A 20,427-nucleotide genomic window follows, 5' to 3' on the forward strand; every position below is an offset into this window, starting at 1 on the left:
TATGACCCATGCCGAAATCCTGAAGGCCAATGGCCTGAGCCAAGCCGAACTGACCGGCGGCACGCTGGCCGTGCGTTCGCCCATCGACGGCGAGGTGGTGGCTCATGTCCACGAGACCGACGCGGGTGACATGCCCGCGATCATTGCCAAATCGCAGGAAGCCTTCCGTGCCTGGCGCACCGTTCCGGCCCCGCGCCGCGGCGAACTCGTCCGCCTGCTGGGCGAAGAACTGCGCGCCAGCAAAGAGGCGCTGGGCGCGCTGGTGACGCTGGAGGCGGGCAAGATCACCTCCGAGGGTCTGGGCGAAGTGCAGGAGATGATCGACATCTGCGATTTCGCCGTCGGCCTGTCGCGGCAGATCTACGGTCTGACCATCGCGTCGGAACGTCCCTCGCACCGGATGATGGAAACCTGGCACCCGATGGGGCCGTGCGGCATCATCTCGGCCTTCAACTTCCCCGTGGCCGTGTGGTCCTGGAACGCGGCGCTGGCGCTGGTCTGCGGCGACCCGGTGATCTGGAAACCGTCCGAGAAAACCCCGCTGACCGCCATGGCCAGCATGAAGATCATGGAACGCGCGCTGGCCCGCTTTGGCGATGCACCCGAGGGGCTGGTGCAACTGGTGATCGGCGGTCCGGCCATCGGCGAGGCGCTGGTCGCGTCGAAAGACGTGCCGATCCTGTCAGCCACCGGCTCGACCCGGATGGGCGGCATCGTTGGCCCGAAGGTCGCCGCGCGCTGGGGCCGCCCGATTCTGGAGCTTGGCGGCAACAATGCGATGATCGTCGCGCCTTCAGCGGATCTGGATATGGCGGTGCGCGCCATCGCCTTTTCGGCGGTTGGCACGGCCGGTCAGCGCTGCACCACGCTGCGCCGCCTGATCGCACATAACTCGGTCCGTGCCGAACTGGTTGAGCGTCTGACCAAGGCCTATGCCAGCCTGCCCATCGGCGACCCGCGCCGCGCGACCACGCTGATCGGCCCGCTGGTCGATCATGCCAGCCGCGACCGGATGCTGGCGCAGATCGAGAAGGCCCGCGCCGAGGGTGGCACCGTCCATGGCGGCCAGACCGTGACCGAGGACGTGCCGCAGGGCGGCGCCTACGTCACCCCCGCCTTGATCGAGATGCCGCAGCAGACCGACACGGTGCGCGAGGAAACCTTCGCCCCGATCCTCTATGTCATGGGCTATGACACGCTGGACGAGGCGCTGGCGATCCAGAACGACGTGCCGCAGGGCCTGTCGTCCTGCATCTTCACGCTGAACATGCGCGAGGCGGAAACCTTCCTGTCGGCCGCCGGGTCGGATTGCGGCATCGCCAATGTCAATATCGGCCCTTCGGGCGCCGAAATCGGCGGTGCCTTTGGCGGCGAGAAGGAAACCGGCGGCGGGCGCGAAAGTGGCTCGGACGCCTGGAAGGGCTATATGCGGCGCCAGACCAATACCATCAACTACGGTGCCACCCTGCCGCTGGCGCAGGGCGTGAAGTTCGACTTCTGATCACATCGGGCGGGCTGTCATTTCGACGGTCCGCCCGGCATTCTGCCGAAGAAACGCTTCACTTCGGGCGCTATGCCGGGCGCATTCGGCACTCCCCTCGGTCATTCTGCCAGATATGCGCCTCCGCAAAGGCGGAGCAGGAATGAGGGAAATACAATGTCTTTCAACAAGATCGCGGTACTGGGGCTTGGCAAGGTCGGCCATCTGGCGGCCGAGCTGCTGGTGGAAAGCGGCTTCACCGTCACCGGCATCGACGCCCGCGACACGAAGGCGGGCTTTGCGACGAAAACCGTCGACCTGTCGGATACCGCTGCGCTGAAAGCCGCACTGGAAGGGCAGGAGGCGGTGCTGTCCTGCCTGCCTTACCACCTGAACATTGGCGTCTCGACCGTCGCACACGGCCTGGGCCTGCATTACTTCGACCTGACCGAAGACGTGCCGACGACGAAACACATCCGCGAACTCGCCAAGACCTCGAAGGGTCTGATGGCGCCGCAATGTGGCCTTGCGCCGGGCTTCGTCGGGATCGTGGCCGCCGATCTGGCGAACCAGTTCGACAGCGTGCGCTCCATCAAGCTGCGCGTCGGCGCGCTGCCGCAGAACCCGACGGGCCTGCTGGGCTATGCCTTCAACTGGTCGCCCGAAGGCGTGGTAAATGAATACCTCAATGACTGCGAGGTGATCGAGGAAGGCGTGCTGAAAACCGTCTCGGCGATGGAATGGACGGAAGCCATCTATATCGACGGGATGCAGCTTGAAGCCTTCACCACCTCGGGCGGCCTTGGCACCATGTGCGAGACCTATCTCGGCAAGATCGAGAACCTTGATTACAAAACCATGCGCTATCCCGGCCATGTGCAGTTGATGAACTTTTTCTTCCATGAACTGCTGATGCGCGAGAACCGGGCCGAGGCGGGCCGCATCCTGACCAATGCGAAACCGCCGGTGGACGAGGATGTGGTCTATGTTCACGTCGCGGCCGAGGGTCGGGTGGATGGCCAGATGCGGCGCAAGGAATTCGTGCGCAGCTACTACCCGGTCGAGATCGGCGGCAAGTCCCGCACCGCGATCGCCTGGACCACCTCGGCCTCGGTGGTGGCGGTGATCGAGATGGTGCGCGGCGGCGCCCTGCCGCAACAAGGCTTCCTGAAGCAGGAGGACATCCCGCTGAAGCCCTATCTGGACACCCGGACCGGCCATTACTACCAGATCGGCCACCGCGCCCGTCACGCCTGAAACGCCGGTCAGGCGGAGCGCGGCCCTGCGGGGCCGCGCAAACCTTTTCATCTTCCGGCTGCGCCGGGGTGCCTCCGGCGGGAGTATTTTTGCAAGAAGCAAAGGGCCTTGCTTCTTGTCCAAATACTCATGCGACATTGCCGTTCTGATTTCGGCCGGGCAGAGGCGCCCGGTTGAGTTTCTGGGTTTTGCCCCCTACACCTTCGGTAACGGGTTGGAGAGGCGCGATGCTGGCAGGAAAACGTATTCTTCTGATCGTCGGCGGCGGAATCGCGGCTTACAAGGCGCTGGATCTGATCCGGCGGCTGCGCGAGCGGGGTGCCAGCGTGCGGGCAGTGATGACGGCGGCGGCGCAGGAATTCGTGACGCCCTTGTCCGTGGGGGCGCTGACAGCGGATCATGTATTCACCGATCTGTTTGACCGGCAGGACGAACAGGATGTAGGGCATATCCGGCTGGCGCGTGAGGCCGATCTGGTGGTGGTGGCGCCCGCGACCGCCGATCTGATGGCGAAACTTGCCAACGGTCATGCCAATGATCTGGCGTCTGCCGTCTTGCTGGCGACGGACAGGCCGGTGCTGCTGGCGCCCGCGATGAACCCGCGCATGTGGGCGCATCCGGCGACACGGCGCAATCGGGTGGTTCTGGCCGGGGACGGGGTCTTGTTCATCGGGCCGAACCGGGGCGAGATGGCCGAGGCGGGCGAAGCGGGCGAGGGGCGTATGGCCGAACCCTTGGAGATTGTTGCGGCAGTCGAGACCGCGCTGGGCGGTGGGCCGTTGGCGGGGCGGCATGTGCTGGTCACTTCGGGGCCGACGCATGAGCCGATTGATCCGGTGCGCTATATCGCCAACCGCTCCTCCGGGGCGCAGGGCACGGCCTTGGCGGTGGCGTTGCGAGATCTGGGGGCGGAGGTGACCTTTGTCACCGGCCCGGCAAGTGTGCCGCCACCTGCGGGGGTGCGGGTTGTACGGGTGGAAACCGCGCGCGAGATGCTGGCGGCGGTGGAGGCGGCGCTGCCGGCTGAGGCCGCGATCTTTGCGGCGGCGGTGGCGGACTGGCGCGTGGCCAATGCCGGGGTGCAGAAGATGAAGAAGGATGGCTCAGGCCGGGCGCCTGCGCTGGAATTCGCGGAAAATCCCGACATTCTGGCAACGGTGTCCCGGCTTGCCGAGGGGCGGCCCAGGCTGGTCGTGGGCTTCGCGGCCGAGACGGAAACCGTGGTGGAGCATGCGACGGCCAAGCGGGCGCGCAAGGGCTGCGACTGGATCGTGGCCAATGATGTCAGCCCGTCGACCGGCATCATGGGCGGGGCGGAGAATGCAGTGGTCCTGATCACCGGCAAGGGTGCGGAGGTCTGGCCACGCATGGGTAAGGACGCCGTGGCGCGCCGGCTTGCCGCGCGGATCGCGGCGGCGCTGGGCTGATCACTCCACCGGGCAGCCGGTAACTTCGAGCGCTTCGGTGGCAGACAGCACGGTAAGGCGCAGCTTTGCCGGGTCGAAGCTCAGTGGTGTGCCGCGCGGCGGTTCCATTTCCGCAACAGCGACCAGTTCGTTGCCCTCCCGACGCACCTCGGTATCCGAGACCCAGAGGCTGCCGCCCGGTTCCATCACCACGGTTTCCGGAGATGTGGCCGCAGGAAGGTGTAACCGGGCGGTCACCCGAAGGCCGTCCCCGGTGGGGGTAAATTCACAATGCAGCGCCGTCAGCCCGGCCTCGGTGGCGGGGCGGGGTTGTGCGGCCAGCGCGGCGGTGATCAACCCATCGGGCGCCCCCGGACCTGTCAGGTCGGCGCCGAGTTCCAGTGTGGCGGGCATGCAGATGTCATTGCAGACCCCGAGCTCCATATCCGCGCGCAGGGACACTGGCCTGCTCGGGTCGGCGGGGGTGATCTCGACCGGCAGCACGACTTCATCGCGGTAGCCGATGGTCTGCATCCCGAGAAAATCGAACACTTCGGGGCGCGGCCAATGCACCTTGACCGATCCCAGATTGCTGGAACCCGCCCAGTCAAACACCGGCGGCACTCCGGCATCGCCGGGGCTGCGCCAATAGGTCTTCCAGTGCGGCGCAAGGCGCAGATGCAGGGCCGCGAAATGGCGTCCGTCCGCCTCGCGCCAGCCGGGGCGCAGCTCGGCTTGCAGGATGTCGGCCTGGGTCGGCACCTCGGCCAGGGCTGGCAGGGCGGTCAGGGCGAGCAGGGGGGCGAGGAACGGGCGCATCATCATGGCGCCAAGATAGGCATCGGGGGCGGAATGCGAAATCACATTCCGGCGACAGTGGCGTGTGCGTGTCCTGCATGCCGCAGGGGCGCGTGCCGGCTGGCGCCGATGTCGGGAACCGGGGGCTTGAGGCCCGCCGGGCTTCGCGCCATATGATAGGGCGAAGGGAGATCGTCATGGACCTCGCCGGAGCCTTGCTCATCTCGATGCCCGCCATGGGCGATCCGCGCTTTGAGAAAAGCGTCATCCTGATCTGTGCCCACAGTGACGAGGGCGCGATGGGCCTTATTGTCAACAAACCCTCGCAAGAGCTCGATTTCGCAGGGCTTCTGGAGCATCTGGAAATCCCTGCAGCGCCAGAGGGGCGTGATATTCGTGTGCATTTCGGCGGGCCGGTGGAAATGGGACGCGGCTTCGTGCTGCATTCCGCGGATTACCGGGCGGTTGGCGGCACGATGCAGGTGGCGGGCGGTTATGCGATGACCGCGACACTGGACATCCTTCAGGAACTGGCGCAGGGCGGCGGGCCGCGCGATGCGTTGCTGGCCCTGGGCTATGCGGGCTGGGGGCCCGGGCAGCTTGAGGCTGAAATCGCGCGCAATGACTGGCTGACCACCGAACCGCCGCCAGGCCTGATCTTCGCGGCCGATGACGGTGGCAAGTGGTCGGCGGCGCTGAAAGCGATGGGAATCGATCCGCTGGTGTTGTCGCCCTCTGCCGGGCGCGCCTGATCGCCGGGCGACGCAAATTTCTTCTTGAAGAAATTTGCGGCTCAGAGCCAGCGGTCGCGCCCGGTGCCGACCGCGCCGGCAAGGGTGGTGAAGCCTTCTCTGGCCGCGATGGCATCCATTCCGCGCGCGATGCGGGCAGCAAGCGAGATGCCCTCGTACACCATGGCGGTATAGACCTGCACCGCCGTGGCCCCGGCGCGGATTTTCTCCCACGCCTGTTCCGGGCTGGAGATACCGCCCACGCCGATCAGGGGCAGGCGGCCCTCGGTCAGCGCCGAGAGGCGGGCAAGAACGCGGGTCGATTTCTCGAACAGGGGGGCACCGGACAGGCCACCCGCCTGATCGCGATGGGGCGAGGCCAGCCCGTCGCGCGACAGGGTGGTATTGGTGGCGATGATGCCGCTGATCCCTGATTCCAGCGCGACACCGGCGACGTCTTCCAGTTCGCCCTCTGACAGATCGGGGGCGATCTTCAGGAAAACCGGCACCGGGCGGGCCAGACCGGCGCGCACCTCCATCACCCCGGCCAGCAGTGCGGCCAGCGCAGCGCGGCCCTGCAGGTCCCGCAGCTTTTCGGTGTTGGGCGAGCTTACGTTGACGGTGGCAAAGTCGATATGAGGGCCGCAGGTGGCCAGAACCACGCCGAAATCGGCGGCGCGGTCGGCCGAATCCTTGTTGGCGCCAAGGTTCAGCCCCACCGGAACCGGTCCCTTCGGGCGAAGAGCCAAACGCGCCGAGATGGCGCAGGCGCCTTCGTTGTTGAACCCGAAGCGGTTGATCGCGGCGCGGTCCTCGCTCAGCCGGAACAGGCGCGGTTTCGGGTTGCCGGGCTGCGGGCGCGGTGTGGCGGCGCCCACTTCCAGAAAGCCGAAGCCGGACCGCATCAGCGGGTCCAGCGCGACGGCATTCTTGTCGAACCCGGCGGCAAGCCCGACCGGGTTGGGCAGAGCCATCCCGGCCAGATCGGTCGCCAGACGCGGCGAGGTTACGACGCCTGGCAATGGAACAAGCCCGCTGCGCAGCGCGGTCAGCGACAGGCCATGGGCACGCTCGGGGTCACAGCGATGCAGGGCGGCGAGGCCCAGGGTTTCGATCAGGCTCAAATCACGCCCTCGGGGAAGATATGGCCGGAAATGCCCAACGGCAGGGATTTGTCCCACACCACATCGGCAAGGCGGAGAGGTCGGTAAAGATGCGGGAACAGCGCGCCACCGCGCGAGGCTTCCCATTTCAGGTCGGGGCCGAGGCCGTCGCCCTTGACGGCGACCAGTACGAGATCGCTTTCCGACGCGAACCATTTGGCGGCGGTTTCGACCACCTGACCGGCGGTCGAGAAATGGATGAACCCGTCCGCCAGATCGACGGGGGCGCCCGCAGTCTGGCCCGCGGCGCGGAAGGCATCCCATTCGGGGCGGCGGAAGATCTTGTAGATCAGCATGTGGCCTGATTGCACCGTGCAAGGCTTTTGGTCAATGCCTGCCGGGCTTGCGCGGAAAATTGCTGGTGGTCACGCTGTCGTGATCTTCCTGCGGCAAGGCAGGGCAGAAGGCTTTGACACGCGTCCGCCCACCGCGCAGTCTGGACCGATCAACCTGAGAGGGAGCTTTGGATGTTCGCACGATTTTATCTTGGCGCAGCGACACTTGCGCTGGGTACAGGCGCCGCGCAGGCCGATTACACGCTGCATATCCTGCACATCAATGATTTCCACAGCCGGATCGAGGCCGTCAACAAATACGACAGCACCTGTAGTGCCGAGGAAGCCGCCGAAAATGCCTGTTTCGGTGGCGTTGCGCGGATCAAGACCAAGGTGAACGAACTGCGCGACGGGATTCGCGCCGCCGGAGGCAATGTCATCGTGCTGGACGCGGGGGACCAGTCGCAGGGCAGCCTGATGTTCACCACCTACAAGGGCGATGCCGAGGCCGATTTCATGAAAGAGATCGGATTCGACGCCATGGCGCTGGGCAACCATGAATTCGACAACGGCCCCGAGGGCGTCGTGCCGTTTCTGGAGCGGGCGGGCGTGCCGGTGATTTCCGGCAATCTGGATTTCAGCCAGAACAATCTGCTTTCGGGCCGGGTGCAGAAGCATCTGGTTCTGGAAGTTGGGGGCGAGAAGATCGGTATCGTTTCGGCGCTGGCGACCGATACGCCCGAAACCGCCTCGCCGGGGCCGACCGTGATCTTCAGGGATGACATCGACAGTCTGAAGGGCGACGTGGCCGAACTGGAGGCGCAGGGCGTCACCAAGATCATCGCGCTGACCCATGTGGGTTACAAGCGCGATCAGGAAATCGCGGCCGGGGTGCCCGGTCTTGACGCGGTGGTGGGCGGGCATTCCCATACGCTCCTGTCCAACACCGATGAAAAGGCGGCGGGGCCCTATCCGACCATGGTCGGCGCGGTGCCGGTGGTCACGGCCTATGCCTATTCGAAATACCTCGGCCATCTGGAACTGACCTTCGACGATGCCGGTGTGCTGAAAGAGGCAAAGGGCGAACCTGTGCTGCTCGATGCCTCGGTCGTGCCGGATGCGGCGGTCGAGGCCAGGGTGAAGGAACTCGCCGGGCCAATCGAAGAGCTGAAGGGCAAGGTAGTGGCCGAAACCGCCGAAGCCATCGACGGCTCGCGCGATTCCTGCCGGGCGGTTGAATGCCAGATGGGCAATCTGGTGGCCGAGGCCATGCTGGACCGTGTGAAGGATCAGGGCGCGCAGATCGCCATTGCCAATGGCGGGGGGCTGCGGGCAGGGATCGACGCCGGCCCCGTGACCATGGGCGAGGTTCTCACGGTGCTGCCGTTCCAGAACACGCTGTCTACCTTCACCGTCGATGGTGCGACGATTGTCGCCGCGCTGGAAAACGGGGTGAGCCAGATCGAGGAAGGCGCAGGCCGCTTCGCGCAGGTGGCCGGGCTGAAATACACCTTTGATCCGGCGCAACCCGCAGGCAGCCGCGTCTCGGGCGTGCTGGTGAAGGAGGGCGACGCCTGGGCACTCATCGACCCGGCCAAAGACTATCTGGCAGTGACGAACAACTATGTCCGTGGCGGTGGTGACGGCTACAAGATGTTCATTGACGCCAAGAACCCCTATGATTTCGGGCCGGATCTGGCGGATGTGACGGCAGATTATCTGGCGAAGAATGCACCCTACACGCCCTTTACCGATGGGCGCATCACCCGCAAGTAAGGCGGCTTTCATCTTTGCCTGATCACGCGGCCTCTGCCCGGGGCCGCGTGTGTCCTTTGAGGGGCGCCGAATGGCGCTTGAATTTGATCAAATCATGCCGCATAACCCCGTCATTCTGGAGGATGGACCATGACGGATTCCGTGCGGATCGCTGGGGTTGAGGTGACGCGGCTGCGGGCCATGGCCGCGCGCGAGGCGAAACGCTACGCTGCGGCCCGGCCGAAAACCCGCGCGGCGCTGGACGCCGGGGCGGGAGCCTATCTGGGCGATGTGCCGATGCACTGGATGCGGGACTGGCCGATGCCCTTTCCGATGCTGGTGAAACGGGCCGAGGGCGCACGGCTGACCGACGTTGACGGCTTCCGCATTGACGATTTCTGTCTGGGCGATACCGGCTCGATGTTCGGCCATTCCCCGGCGCCGGTGGCAAGGGCCATCCGCCGTCAGGCCCGGCGCGGGCTGACCTATATGCTGCCGACCGAAACCGCGCTGGAGGCGGGCGCGCTGCTGAACCGCCGCTTCGGCCCCTATCGCTGGCAGATCGCCACCACAGCCACCGATGCCAACCGCTTTGCCCTGCGCGTGGCGCGGGCGGTGACGGGGCGGCCGAAGGTGCTGGTGTTCAACGGCTGCTACCATGGCACCGTGGACGACACGATGATCGAGCTGCGCGACGGTCATACACACGCCCGGCAGGGGCTGGTCGGGCAGGTCGAGGATCTGTCTCTGGTCGCCGAAGCGGTAGAGTTCAATGATCTTTCCGCCGTGGAGGCCGCGCTGGCCAAGGGCGATATCGCCGCCATCCTGACCGAGCCGGTAATGACCAATTCCTGCATGGTGCTGCCGCAGGCGGGGTTCCATGACGGGCTGCGCACGCTCAGCCGCCGCTATGGCGCCCTGTTGATCATTGACGAGACGCATACGATTTCCTCGGGCCTTGGCGGTTACAGCCGGGTGCATTCGCTGTCGCCCGACATCTTCGTGGCCGGAAAATGCGTGGCGGGCGGGATGCCCACCGCCGTCTGGGGGATGACGGACGAGGTGGCCGCGCGCTTCGCAGAATATGACGCGCACCGCCCCTCCGGCCATTCCGGTATGGGCACCACGCTTTCGGCCAACCCGATGCAATTCGCCTGCCTCAAGGCCAATCTGGCCGAGGTTATGACGCCCGAGGCTTATGCTCATATGGAAAAGGGCGCCGAACGCCTTTCGGCCGGTCTGCGCCGCGTGATCGAGGCGCACAGAGCCCCCTGGCATGTGGTTCGCGTTGGTGCGCGAGTGGAGTTCATTTGCGCCCCCGGTCCGCTGACGAACGGCGCCGAAGCCGCGACTGCCCATCAGCCCGAACTGGAAGCGGCCATCCACACCGCGCTGCTGAATCGCGGCAGCCTGATCGCCCCCTTCCACAACATGATGCTGGTCAGCCCGGTCACCCGAAAACGCCAGATCGACCGCCTGATTGCCGCCTTCGACGAAATCCTCACCGAATTGTTCTGAGACATGACCGATACTCACAGCCCCTCCGGCTCGACGCTTGCCGAGGCCGAAGCCTTTCTTGCCGCCCACCCCGAGATTGAAGCCTTCGACATCGTGCTGCACGACGCTAATGGCATCGGACGCGGCAAGATCATCCGGCGCCACGAATTGCTGTCCTTCTTTAAGGGCGGGCGGCATCTGCCGATCTCGATCCTCGGCCTCGACATCTGTGGCGAGGATGTGCACGAAACCGGGCTGATCTGGGATCAGGGCGATGGCGACCTGCGGGCCTGGCCGATCCCCGGCACGCTGAAGCCCCTGCACAACACCACGCCGCCGCGTGGCGAGGTCTTCATGTCGATGTATGATCTCGACGGCAACAAGATGACCTCGGACCCGCGCCACGCCCTGCAACGGCAGGTCGACGCGCTGGCAGCCGAAGGATTGCACCCGGCGGGCGCTTTCGAGCTGGAGTTCTTCCTGCTGGCCAATGACCGCGACGCCAATGGCAAGATGGTCCCGGCGCGCGACGTGCTGGATGGCCGTCCGTCTTCCAGGACCGAGGTCTATTCGGTCGATCACCTGCACGGGATGCTGCCGCTGTTTTCCGACATCTACGCAGCGGCGGGGAAGGCGGGGATCACGGCAGAAACCCTGATTTCCGAATATGCCCCCGGCCAGTATGAACTGACGCTGCATTACCGCGAGGATGTGATGCAGGCAGCGGATGATCTGATGCGCCTGAAACGCATCGTCCGGGCGCAGGCGCGGGCACATGGCGTGACCGCCTGCTTCATGGCCAAGCCCAACGAGGATTATGCAGGCTCCGGCATGCATTTCCATGTCTCGATGCAGGATGGCGAAGGCCGCAACGTCTTTGTCGAGGCGGTCGAAGGCCAGTGGTCCGATACTATCCTGCACGCGTTGGGAGGACTGCGGGCGACCATGGGCGAAAGCATGCTGGTCTTTGCCCCGCACGCAAACAGCTGGCGCCGTTTTGCCGCGCAAAGCTATGCGCCGGTCAGCCCGACATGGGGGGTGAACAATCGCTCCGTCGCGTTGCGCATCCCGGCTGGTGACATCCGCGCCCGCCGGATCGAACACCGCCCCGCCGGGGTGGACGCCAACCCCTATCTGGTCGCCGCCACCGTGCTGGCCGGCATCCGCAAGGGGCTGGCCGAAAAGCTCGACCCCGGCGCGGAAACCACCGGCAACGGCTATGAGGGCGGGCAGGACGCGCCGCCGATCCCGGTGGACTGGCGTTCTGCAATCGAGGTGGCAAAGGGCTCGGCCTTCCTGAAACAGGCACTGGGCGAGGACATGCACCGCACCTTCACCGCGATCAAGGCAGCCGAATATGCCCGCGTTGCGCGCACGGTGTCAGAGGTGGATTTCGACCTTTACCTGCATACGGTCTGACCGCCGTCGCCGCGCCGGGTGGCGCTGTCGGATTTTGAGTATTTGGGCAAGAAGCAAGGGACAGGGCGTGCGCCTTGCCGTTTGCTTCTTGTCAAAATACTCAAATTACCCGGCCGGGGCGCCCCGCGTGGTCAGCGGGCAAAGGCGCCTTCCGGCAGCCGCAGGATCAGGTTCGGGTCGGGGCAGATGTCCTGCCAGACGTCCCACAGGCTTTCGTGTCCGACGCCGAAGAAGTTGCCATCGGTCTGTTCCAGCATGTCGGTCATGATCTGGAAATGCAGATGCGGCGCCCAGCCGCCGTTTTCGGGCCAGTCGCCCAGATGGGCGATGATCTGACCGGCGGCGACGGTCTGGCCGGGTTCGCAGAGGCCGGGCAGGCTGGCGCCGAGGTGGCCGTATAGTGTGAAGAACCGTGTCTCAGCCGCCTCGTGTTCCAGAATCAGCGTGTGGCCGTAGTCCAGCGGGTCGGCGTTGTAGGTGACTGACAGAACACGGGCGGGCAGGGGCGCGTGGACCGGCGTGCCGGCCGGTGCAAAGACGTCGATCCCCATATGGATCATCCGCCGTTCGGCGCTGGCGGCATCGGCGAATTGCGCGGCGGTATAGACGCTGCGTTTCTCGCCATAAGGGCCGAGGCCATAATCGGCGCCTGTTGCCTCGAACCAGCGGTCGAAGGCGGTGTCGGAATAGGCGGGCATGTCGGGCATCTGGCCGCCGGTCAGCAGGGCGATATGTCGGCTGGTGGCGATTTCCGGCTGGAAGACGGGCGCCACTTCGGCCTGTGCCAGCCAGTCGCGTATGGCGGCGGCATTGCGTGTGGCGGGCAGGCCCGCGCCCGCGCGCAGCACGGCACGGAGAAGCCCCTGATCGACGGAGGCCAGCCGTGCCGCCTCGGGCGCGTCGCCCAGGGCGGCCAGCAGCGCGGGCAGCAGCACCTCGACCTCAGCCGGGGGCAGGCCGGTTCCGGCGCGGCGCAGGGCGGCGTAAAGGTCGTCCTGCCCGGTCAGGCTGGCGGCGATGCGGTCGATGTCTGCCATGCGGGGCCTCTAAACCTGTCTGCGGGCGCGCAGGGCCGCGCCGATCGTACCATCATCGAGATAGTCAAGCTCGCCGCCCACCGGCACGCCCTGCGCCAGCGAGGTAATGCGCACGCCTGTCGGCTCCAGCGCGTCGGCAATGTAATGCGCGGTGGTCTGGCCATCGACGGTGGCATTGAGCGCAAGGATTACCTCGGCCGTTGCCTCGTCCCGCACGCGGGCCACCAGTGCGGGGATGCGCAATTCGTCGGGGCCCGTGCCATCCAGCGCGGACAGCGTACCACCCAGAACGTGATAGCGGCCGCGAAACACCCCTGCGCGTTCCATCGCCCAGAGGTCGGCCACATCGGCCACCACACAGATCTCGCCGGTCTGGCGTTTCGGGTCGGCGCAGATCGGGCAGAGGTCGGAAGTGCCGATATTGCCGCAGGTGGCGCAGTCGCGCGCGGTCAGCGCGACATGGGCCATGGCCTGTGCCAGGGGCGCCATCAGCGGTCCGCGCTTCTTCAGAAGCGTCAGCACCGCGCGCCGGGCCGAACGGGGCCCAAGCCCCGGCAGCCGGGCCATCAGCCCGATCAGATCCTCGATGTCCGAGGGGGCGGTCATCAGAACGGCAGTTTGAAATCGGGCGGCAGGCCCAGCCCTTCGGTCATCTTCGCCATTTCCTGCTGGCCGCGCTGTGCCGCCCTGGCCTGCGCGTCCTTGATCGCGGCGACGATCAGATCCTCCACCACTTCCTTTTCGGAGGGCACGAGGATGGCCGGGTCGATGTCCAGCCCGGTGATGTCGCCCCTGGCGGTGCAGCGCGCCTTGACCAGCCCGGCCCCGGCCTCGCCGATGACCACGCTGTTGGCGAGCGTTTCCTGCATCTCGGCCATTTTGGCCTGCATGTCCTGCGCGGCTTTCATCATCTTGGCCATGTCGCCAAGCCCGCCCAAACCTTTCAGCATCGCATCCTCATTGTTCTGCCTGTGGAAGATAGGGCGCCGCCGGGGCGGGCTCAATCCTCTTCGAAGGGGTCCCATTCATCCTCGACCTCGGGCAGGGCCTGAACGGCGGCTTCCTGCGCCATGGCTTCGGGCGTGCGGATTTCCGTGATCTTCGCGCCGGGGAAGTTCGCCAGCACCGCCTGCACGAGCGGGTTTTGCAGGGCTTCCGCTTCTGCCGCGCGGCGGTCCGCGTCGCGGGTTTCCGCTACGGTTGCCGCCCCGCCGGTGGAGACGACCGAGACACCCCAGCGCGCGCCGGTCCAGCCTTGCAGCCGCTGCGACAGCGTGGCGGCAAGATCGGAAGGCGCGTCAGCCGTCGGTTCGAACTCGATCCGGCCAGGGGCGTATTTCGCCAGCCGCACATGGCGTTCAACCGCGAGAAGCAGCGTCATGTCGCGCTTGTCGCGGATCAGGTCCAGTACATGATCGAAAGTGGCGTAGACGGTCAGCCGGTCCTCGGCCACCGCCAGCGCGGCACCGCCCTGCATGGTCGCTCCCATGGCAGGGCCGCGGGCGGGCGCCATCATGCGGGCGGGGGCATGAACCATGCCACCACCCCCACCCCCGCCAGCCGGGGCGCCGCCGCCTGGCCCCGGTGCGGGCGGCGGGCCGGATTGCAGGCGACGGATCAGCGCCTCGGGGTCGGGAAGATCGGCCACATGGGTCAGCCGGATCACCGCCATTTCGGCCGCCATCATGGCATTGGGGGCCAACCCCACCTCTTCAATGGCTTTCAGCAGCATCTGCCACATCCGCGACAGCACCCGCATCGGCAGGCGCTGGCTCATGTCAAGGCCACGGGCGCGTTCGTCAGGGGGAACGGTCGGATCATCCGCCGCCTCGGGCGTGATCTTGATGACTGAAATCCAGTGCGTGATCTCGGCCAGATCGCGCAGCACCGCCATCGGATCGGCACCATCGGAGTATTGCGCCGACAGTTCGGCCAGTGCGGCGGGGGCATCGCCCCGCATCACCATGTCGAAGAGATCGAGCGTGCGGCCCCGGTCGGCCAGCCCGAGCATGGCGCGCACCTGATCGGCGGTGGTTTCCCCGGCGCCGTGGGCAATGGCCTGATCCATCAGGCTCATCGCGTCGCGGACGGACCCTTCGGCGGCGCGGGTAATCAGCGCCAGCGCATCGGGGGCGAGCTTCGCACCTTCCTTTTCCGCCACCTTCGCCAGATGCGCCATCATCACCTCGGGTTCGATCCGCTTCAGATCGAACCGCTGGCAGCGGCTGAGCACGGTCACCGGCACCTTGCGGATTTCGGTGGTGGCGAAGATGAATTTCACATGCGGCGGCGGCTCTTCCAGCGTCTTGAGCAGCGCGTTGAAGGCGCTGTTCGACAGCATGTGAACTTCGTCGATGATGTAGATTTTATAGCGGGCCGAGGCGGCGCGGTAGTGGACGCTTTCGATGATTTCGCGGATGTCGCCCACCCCGGTGCGCGATGCGGCGTCCATCTCCATCACGTCGACGTGGCGGCCTTCGGCAATGGCACGGCACTGGTCGCAGATCCCGCAGGGTTCGATCGTCGGGCCACCCTGACCGTCGGGGCCGATGCAGTTCAGCCCCTTCGCGATGATGCGGGCAGTCGTGGTCTTGCCGACACCGCGCACCCCGGTCATCACGAAGGCATGGGCGATGCGATCCGCCGCGAAGGCGTTCTTCAGCGTGCGCACCATCGCCTCTTGCCCGATCAGATCGGCGAAAGTGGCGGGGCGGTATTTGCGGGCCAGAACCTGATAGCCCTGCGCTGCGGTTTCGGACATGGCATTCCCTTCGTCTGTCCGGCCAACCTAAGGGCTCGGGCCGCCGCCGTCCATGGCCTGCGCGGTCAATGCCAGTCCCAGTTCACCCTCGGTCGCGTCAGGTTGCGGGTCCGGGCCTTCAGGGCGCGGGTGCGGGCCGCGAGTGCGCGCACCACCCGTTCATGCGATTCGATGAAGACCTGATCCACGCGCGCGAAATCCGGGCATTGCAGCAGCGCCTCGATCAGCGGCACTTCCGCCCCCTCGATGTCGATTTTCAGCACCGCAACCTCGCGGTTCAGACCGGCGAGGAAATCGGGAAAGCCGATCATCTCCACCTCATGCGGGCGACCGGGGTCCATCTTGTGCTTGTCGGAAAAGATGGAGGAGGAACTGGTGCGCCGGTCAGGCGCGGCGTCGAAATCCGTGCGGCGATAAAGGTTGATCCTTCCATCCGCCACACCGGCCGCAGCAGGGATCAGCCGCACATTCGGGCGGGTTCCGACCCGCGCCTGCAACAGTGAGAAGGCATGCGGATCAGGTTCGAAGGCGATGACATCCGCCCCGGTTTCGGCCAGCCGTTCCGTGTAGACCCCGACATTTGCGCCAAGATCAATCGCCAGTGTACCGGGCCCAAGCCGGGACAGGGCAGTTTCGAAAGCCTCGAAGGCTGCGCGCCGGGCCCGGGCCTTGCGTCCGGTCAGGCGGGACAGAAGGTAATCGGCTTCGGTATGAAGGGTGTGGAAAAGCTGCATGAGGGTCCATCAGTGGCACGCTGCAAAGGTGATTATTCGTGCGGGCCATTTCCAGCCCCCTCTCGGGTGAAAGTTTGGAAATTCGGCAGCACATCGCGGGCCGGTGCCAGGGTGGCCATGCTGCCACTTGCATTCGCCCGGACACGGGCGCAGCATGACGCAACAGGAGGTTCCCATGATCGAGATTAGCCCGGCCAAGGTGGTGCATGTGATCTATCAGTCCCGTGAGGGCGATATGGGCGACCGCGAGTTGCACGCCTTCATCCGCGCGCTGAACGAGGATGAGCAGGCGCATCTTGTGGCGATCGCCTGGGTCGGGCGTGGGGTCTACGAGGCTGGCGATTACGCCGAGGCGCTGGCCACAGCCTACCGCGAACGCGCGGTGCCCACGGACAAGTATCTGATGGGCATGCCGCATTTGGCGGAAAACCTTGAGGCGGGGCTGGAGGCCATGGGCATCGACGTCAGCGCGGAAGAGGAAGCCTTCCTGCGCGACCACTGACCGGGCAGGGGTCATGTGCCATTGAAAGGTGTCGCAAGCAGAACTGGCATGCCTGAAATTCAATATTTTGCCGCCTGACGCCCGGATCGACAAAGGGTCCAGGTTCGCCGTTTAAGGCTTCCTTGTTTTCGGGGGCTTCTGACGCCATATTTCACTTAACTACCGATACAAATGAAACCACACCTGATGGCGAGGCCGAAAAGTCTGGGCGTGTCGATGCTGGATTGAGCCCCAGCTCTCGCGACGGAGCCGGGGCTGCGCTTGGTCGGGCGCTGTTCCCAACCCGCTTGCGTATGCGTGTGAAGAGAATCGCCTCATTCATCTTCATCACAAGAACTTCTCTATGCCATGCCGCACCAGTCAGGCCGGGGGCCAGTGCTGCCGTTGACAGTCGCGTGGCGCGGGTGCAGAGGTCAGGGATGGAACGCTTTACCGGCAGCTTCACCCAGCAGGAACCGATCCCTGACGCCGCCATCGCCGCTGCGCTGCGGGTGATGCAGTCGGGCCGCCTGCACCGCTATAACACCGCCCCGGACGAGATCGCCGAGGCCGCCCTGCTGGAGGAGGAATTCGCCGCCGCCACCGGCGCGCGCTATTGCCTCGCCGTCGCTTCGGGCGGCTACGCGCTGGCAACCGCTTTGCGGGCCATGGGGGTGCAACCCGGTGACAGAGTGCTGACCAATGCCTTCACGCTCGCCCCGGTGCCGGGGGCTATCGCCTCGGTGGGTGCGGTGCCGGTTTTCGTGGGCGTCACGGAGGGGCTGGTGATCGACCTCGACGATCTTGCGGCCAAGGCCGAGGGTGTCCGGGTGCTGATGCTCAGCCATATGCGTGGCCATATCTGCGACATGGGGGCGCTGATGCGCCTGTGCGACGCGCGCGGCATCACCGTGATCGAGGATTGCGCACATACGATGGGCGCGACGTGGGACGGGCGGCTGACCGGGCGCTGGGGAGCGATGGGCTGCTTCTCGACCCAGACCTACAAGCACATGAATTCGGGCGAGGGCGGGCTGATCATCTCTGACGACCCGGCGCTGATGGCACGGACGGTGCTGCTGTCCGGCAGCTACATGCTTTACAATCGCCACCGCGCCGCGCCACCAGCCGAGGCCTTTGCCGACCTGCGGCTGACGACGCCCAACATCTCGGGCCGGATGGACAATCTGCGCGCGGCGATCCTGCGGCCGCAACTGGCCGATCTGCCGCGCCAGTGCGCGCGCTGGAACGAGCGCTACCGGGCGGTCGAGGCGGGGTTGGCCGAAACGCCCGGCCTGACCCGGATTCAGCGCCCTGCGGCGGAGGGTTTTGTCGCCTCCTCCTTCCAGTTCCTGCTACTCGACTGGACGCCGGAGGCGATCCGCGCCGTGATCGCCCGCTGTGGCGCGCGGGGGGTGGAACTGAAGTGGTTTGGCGCCCCTGAACCCGTCGCGTTCACCAGCCGCTATGACAGCTGGACCTACGCACCCAGCGCCCCGATGCCCGCGACCGACCGCATCCTGCACGGGATCATCGACATGCGCCTGCCGCTGACCTTCAGCCTTGAGGATTGCGCCCAGATCGCGCGTATCATCCGGGCGGAAGTTTCGGCGGTGTTCCAGGGCGACACCAGCGCCCCTGACCTGACACCCCGCGCAGATTGATCGGTCGCCGGGGGCTTTGCGCCCCCACGGCTCCTTCGGAACCTCCCCCGCAGGATATTTTCGGACAGAAAATAGGGGCGGAGCGTTCCAGGCATTTTCTGTCGGGAAATATCCTCAGGGGTGAATTGAGCCGCAGGCTCAAGAGGGGGCAGACAGCCCCCTGCCTCAGGGCAGCGGGACTACCGACAGGGACATCTTGCCGGACCCCTGCGTCACCTCGCTGGCATGGGCGAGGTAGATCAGGGCATTGTTCTTCGCGTCGTAGATCCGGGTCAGTTTCAGCGATTTGAAGATCAGCGACCGTCCTTCGCTGAACACCGCCTCGCCATCGCGGCCCTTGTCGATGTCGCCCAGGGTGATCGGGCCGGTCCGGGTACAGTCGACGGCCGAATAGCTGGGGTCTTCGAACCAGTTGCCCTGGCTCAGCCGGTCGATCAGCGAGCGGTCGAAATAGGCCAGATGGCAGGTGACGCCCTGCACTTTCGGATCGGGGATCGCCTCGACGATGATGTCATTGCCGACCCAGTCGACTCCGACCTTCCCGACCACATCGGCAGTTGCGGGCAGGGTGGTGAGGGACAGGGTGGCGAGAGACAGGAGGGCGGTGACGGTGGTGGGCAGGCGCATGGGGGGCTCCTTTTCCTGACGGTCAGAATTTGGGGGGCTGTGGAATAACCCGCAAGGGTGACGCGGCGTTCCGAAGGAAATGCTTGACGCGACTCGGAAACCGGCCTTAATTGAACATGTGTTCATTTCTTGGGAGGGAACCATGTTCACATCGCCGATGCGCTTTGATCTGGGCGAGGATATCGCCGCGCTGCGGGACATGGTGCATCGCTGGGCGCAGGAGCGGGTGAAGCCGATCGCCGCGCAGGTGGACCGAGACAATGTGTTCCCGGCCGAGCTTTGGCGCGAGATGGGGGAACTGGGTCTGCTGGGCATCACCGTGTCCGAGGAATATGGCGGTTCCGGCATGGGTTATCTGGCACATGTGATCGCAACCGAGGAAATTGCCCGTGCTTCGGCCTCGGTCAGCCTGTCTTATGGTGCGCATTCCAATCTGTGCGTCAACCAGATGAAGCTGAACGGCTCGCCCGAGCAGAAGGCGAAATACCTGCCGGGCCTCGTGTCCGGTGAAAAGGTTGGCGCGCTGGCGATGAGCGAGCCAGGTGCCGGGTCGGATGTGGTGTCGATGAAGCTGCGGGCGGAAAAGCGGAATGGCTATTACGTCCTGAACGGCAGCAAATACTGGATCACCAATGGCCCCGACGCCGATACGCTGATCGTTTACGCCAAGACCGATCCCGAGGCGGGGCCGAAGGGCATCACCGCCTTCATCATCGAGCGCGGTTTCAAGGGGTTCTCGACCTCTGTTCATTTCGACAAGCTGGGGATGCGCGGGTCGAACACCGGCGAGCTGATCTTCGACAATTGCGAGGTGCCGTTCGAGAATGTTCTGGGGCAGGAGGGCAAGGGCGTGCGCGTCCTCATGTCCGGCCTCGATTTCGAGCGCGTGGTGCTGTCGGGCATCGGAACTGGCATCATGGCGGCCTGTCTGGACGAGGTGCTTCCCTATGCAAAGGAACGCCATCAGTTCGGCCAGCCCATCGGGAATTTCCAGCTCATGCAGGCCAAGATCGCCGATATGTATGTCGCGATGAACTCGGCCCGCGCCTATGTCTACGAGGCGGGCCGCGCCTGTGATCGGGGCGAGATCACCCGTGCCGATGCAGCGGGCTGCGTGCTTTATGCCAGCGAACAGGCCATGGTGCAGGCGCATCAGGCGGTGCAGGCGCTGGGCGGGGCTGGCTTTCTGAATGACAGTGTGGTCAGCCGGTTGTTCCGCGATGCCAAGCTGATGGAGATTGGTGCGGGCACCTCGGAAATCCGGCGCATGCTGATCGGCCGCGAGCTGATGGCGCAGGGATGACCAGTTCAGGGGAAACTGGTGCTATGGAAAAGGGGCGCG

19 protein-coding genes are annotated in these 20,427 nt (G+C 65.5%); 10 read left to right on the top strand and 9 right to left on the bottom strand.

The window, feature by feature from the left end:
• The first annotated feature begins 1 nt into the window (after window position 1).
• The 3 genes from amaB (at window position 2) to coaBC (ending at window position 4,164) form a co-directional block, all read left to right on the top strand.
• A complete protein-coding gene (gene amaB, locus C8N34_RS05955; RefSeq protein WP_108128190.1) occupies window positions 2-1,501 on the top strand; it encodes an L-piperidine-6-carboxylate dehydrogenase in 1,500 nt (499 codons plus the stop codon).
• A gap of 156 nt (window positions 1,502-1,657) precedes the next feature.
• Complete coding sequence (locus tag C8N34_RS05960; RefSeq protein ID WP_108128191.1) at window positions 1,658-2,737, top strand: saccharopine dehydrogenase family protein; 1,080 nt, start codon at window positions 1,658-1,660, stop codon at window positions 2,735-2,737.
• 227 nt (window positions 2,738-2,964) lie between these two features.
• Window positions 2,965-4,164: a bifunctional phosphopantothenoylcysteine decarboxylase/phosphopantothenate--cysteine ligase CoaBC gene (gene coaBC, locus C8N34_RS05965; protein ID WP_108128192.1), complete on the top strand. Its 1,200-nt coding sequence runs from the start codon at window positions 2,965-2,967 to the stop codon at window positions 4,162-4,164.
• Here the strand turns inward: coaBC and C8N34_RS05970 are convergent, their stop codons facing one another.
• Window positions 4,165-5,007, bottom strand: a complete 843-nt coding sequence (locus C8N34_RS05970; protein WP_242013761.1) for a protein-disulfide reductase DsbD domain-containing protein — start codon at window positions 5,005-5,007, stop codon at window positions 4,165-4,167.
• 131 nt (window positions 5,008-5,138) lie between these two features.
• Between C8N34_RS05970 and C8N34_RS05975 the strand changes: the two genes are divergently transcribed.
• A complete protein-coding gene (locus C8N34_RS05975; protein WP_054302335.1) occupies window positions 5,139-5,693 on the top strand; it encodes a YqgE/AlgH family protein in 555 nt (184 codons plus the stop codon).
• A 41-nt stretch (window positions 5,694-5,734) separates the two neighbouring features.
• Here the strand turns inward: C8N34_RS05975 and C8N34_RS05980 are convergent, their stop codons facing one another.
• Window positions 5,735-6,796, bottom strand: a complete 1,062-nt coding sequence (locus C8N34_RS05980; RefSeq protein WP_054302334.1) for a quinone-dependent dihydroorotate dehydrogenase — start codon at window positions 6,794-6,796, stop codon at window positions 5,735-5,737.
• Window positions 6,793-7,131, bottom strand: a complete 339-nt coding sequence (locus tag C8N34_RS05985; RefSeq protein WP_054302333.1) for a DUF952 domain-containing protein — start codon at window positions 7,129-7,131, stop codon at window positions 6,793-6,795. Before C8N34_RS05985 ends, C8N34_RS05980 begins: the two co-directional genes overlap by 4 nt.
• Window positions 7,132-7,302: 171 nt before the next feature.
• On the opposite strand from C8N34_RS05985, the gene C8N34_RS05990 reads away from it, so the two are divergent.
• From C8N34_RS05990 to C8N34_RS06000, 3 genes are all read left to right on the top strand, one after another.
• The gene (locus C8N34_RS05990; RefSeq protein ID WP_108128193.1) at window positions 7,303-8,886 is read left to right on the top strand and encodes a bifunctional metallophosphatase/5'-nucleotidase; all 1,584 of its coding nucleotides are present in this window, start codon (window positions 7,303-7,305) and stop codon (window positions 8,884-8,886) included.
• Between the two features lie 129 nt (window positions 8,887-9,015).
• A complete protein-coding gene (locus tag C8N34_RS05995) occupies window positions 9,016-10,383 on the top strand; it encodes an aspartate aminotransferase family protein (protein ID WP_054302331.1) in 1,368 nt (455 codons plus the stop codon).
• Between the two features lie 3 nt (window positions 10,384-10,386).
• Window positions 10,387-11,781, top strand: coding sequence for a glutamine synthetase family protein (locus tag C8N34_RS06000; protein ID WP_108128194.1), 1,395 nt, complete (start codon window positions 10,387-10,389; stop codon window positions 11,779-11,781).
• A gap of 131 nt (window positions 11,782-11,912) precedes the next feature.
• On the opposite strand, the gene C8N34_RS06005 is transcribed toward C8N34_RS06000, so the two are convergent.
• From C8N34_RS06005 to C8N34_RS06025, 5 genes are all read right to left on the bottom strand, one after another.
• A complete protein-coding gene (locus C8N34_RS06005; protein ID WP_108128195.1) occupies window positions 11,913-12,818 on the bottom strand; it encodes a peptidoglycan DD-metalloendopeptidase family protein in 906 nt (301 codons plus the stop codon).
• Window positions 12,819-12,827: 9 nt separating this feature from the next.
• Complete coding sequence (gene recR, locus C8N34_RS06010; protein ID WP_108128196.1) at window positions 12,828-13,427, bottom strand: recombination mediator RecR; 600 nt, start codon at window positions 13,425-13,427, stop codon at window positions 12,828-12,830.
• Window positions 13,424-13,768, bottom strand: a complete 345-nt coding sequence (locus C8N34_RS06015) for a YbaB/EbfC family nucleoid-associated protein (RefSeq protein WP_108128197.1) — start codon at window positions 13,766-13,768, stop codon at window positions 13,424-13,426. Before C8N34_RS06015 ends, recR begins: the two co-directional genes overlap by 4 nt.
• 50 nt (window positions 13,769-13,818) lie before the next feature.
• Window positions 13,819-15,579 (bottom strand): DNA polymerase III subunit gamma/tau, encoded by a 1,761-nt coding sequence (locus tag C8N34_RS06020; protein ID WP_108128198.1) that lies wholly within the window; start codon window positions 15,577-15,579, stop codon window positions 13,819-13,821.
• A gap of 65 nt (window positions 15,580-15,644) precedes the next feature.
• Window positions 15,645-16,313, bottom strand: coding sequence for an FkbM family methyltransferase (locus C8N34_RS06025; protein ID WP_108128199.1), 669 nt, complete (start codon window positions 16,311-16,313; stop codon window positions 15,645-15,647).
• Between the two features lie 175 nt (window positions 16,314-16,488).
• Here C8N34_RS06025 and C8N34_RS06030 point away from each other — a divergent pair, with 175 nt between their 5' ends.
• Together C8N34_RS06030 and C8N34_RS06035 are read left to right on the top strand one after the other, a co-directional pair.
• Entirely contained in the window at window positions 16,489-16,815 is a 327-nt protein-coding gene (locus tag C8N34_RS06030) for a DUF3775 domain-containing protein (RefSeq protein WP_108128200.1), read from the top strand.
• A gap of 419 nt (window positions 16,816-17,234) precedes the next feature.
• On the top strand, window positions 17,235-18,458 hold the full coding sequence (locus C8N34_RS06035; protein WP_108128201.1) for a DegT/DnrJ/EryC1/StrS family aminotransferase: 1,224 nt from the start codon (window positions 17,235-17,237) through the stop codon (window positions 18,456-18,458).
• A gap of 165 nt (window positions 18,459-18,623) precedes the next feature.
• Here C8N34_RS06035 and C8N34_RS06040 read toward each other — a convergent pair whose 3' ends face one another.
• On the bottom strand, window positions 18,624-19,085 hold the full coding sequence (locus C8N34_RS06040) for a CreA family protein (RefSeq protein ID WP_108128202.1): 462 nt from the start codon (window positions 19,083-19,085) through the stop codon (window positions 18,624-18,626).
• Window positions 19,086-19,227: 142 nt separating this feature from the next.
• Here C8N34_RS06040 and C8N34_RS06045 point away from each other — a divergent pair, with 142 nt between their 5' ends.
• Window positions 19,228-20,388 (top strand): isovaleryl-CoA dehydrogenase, encoded by a 1,161-nt coding sequence (locus tag C8N34_RS06045; RefSeq protein WP_108128355.1) that lies wholly within the window; start codon window positions 19,228-19,230, stop codon window positions 20,386-20,388.
• The last annotated feature ends 39 nt before the right edge of the window (window positions 20,389-20,427 follow it).

Origin of the sequence: Gemmobacter caeni (assembly GCF_003054195.1) — a bacterium.
Lineage (GTDB): Bacteria > Pseudomonadota > Alphaproteobacteria > Rhodobacterales > Rhodobacteraceae > Gemmobacter > Gemmobacter caeni.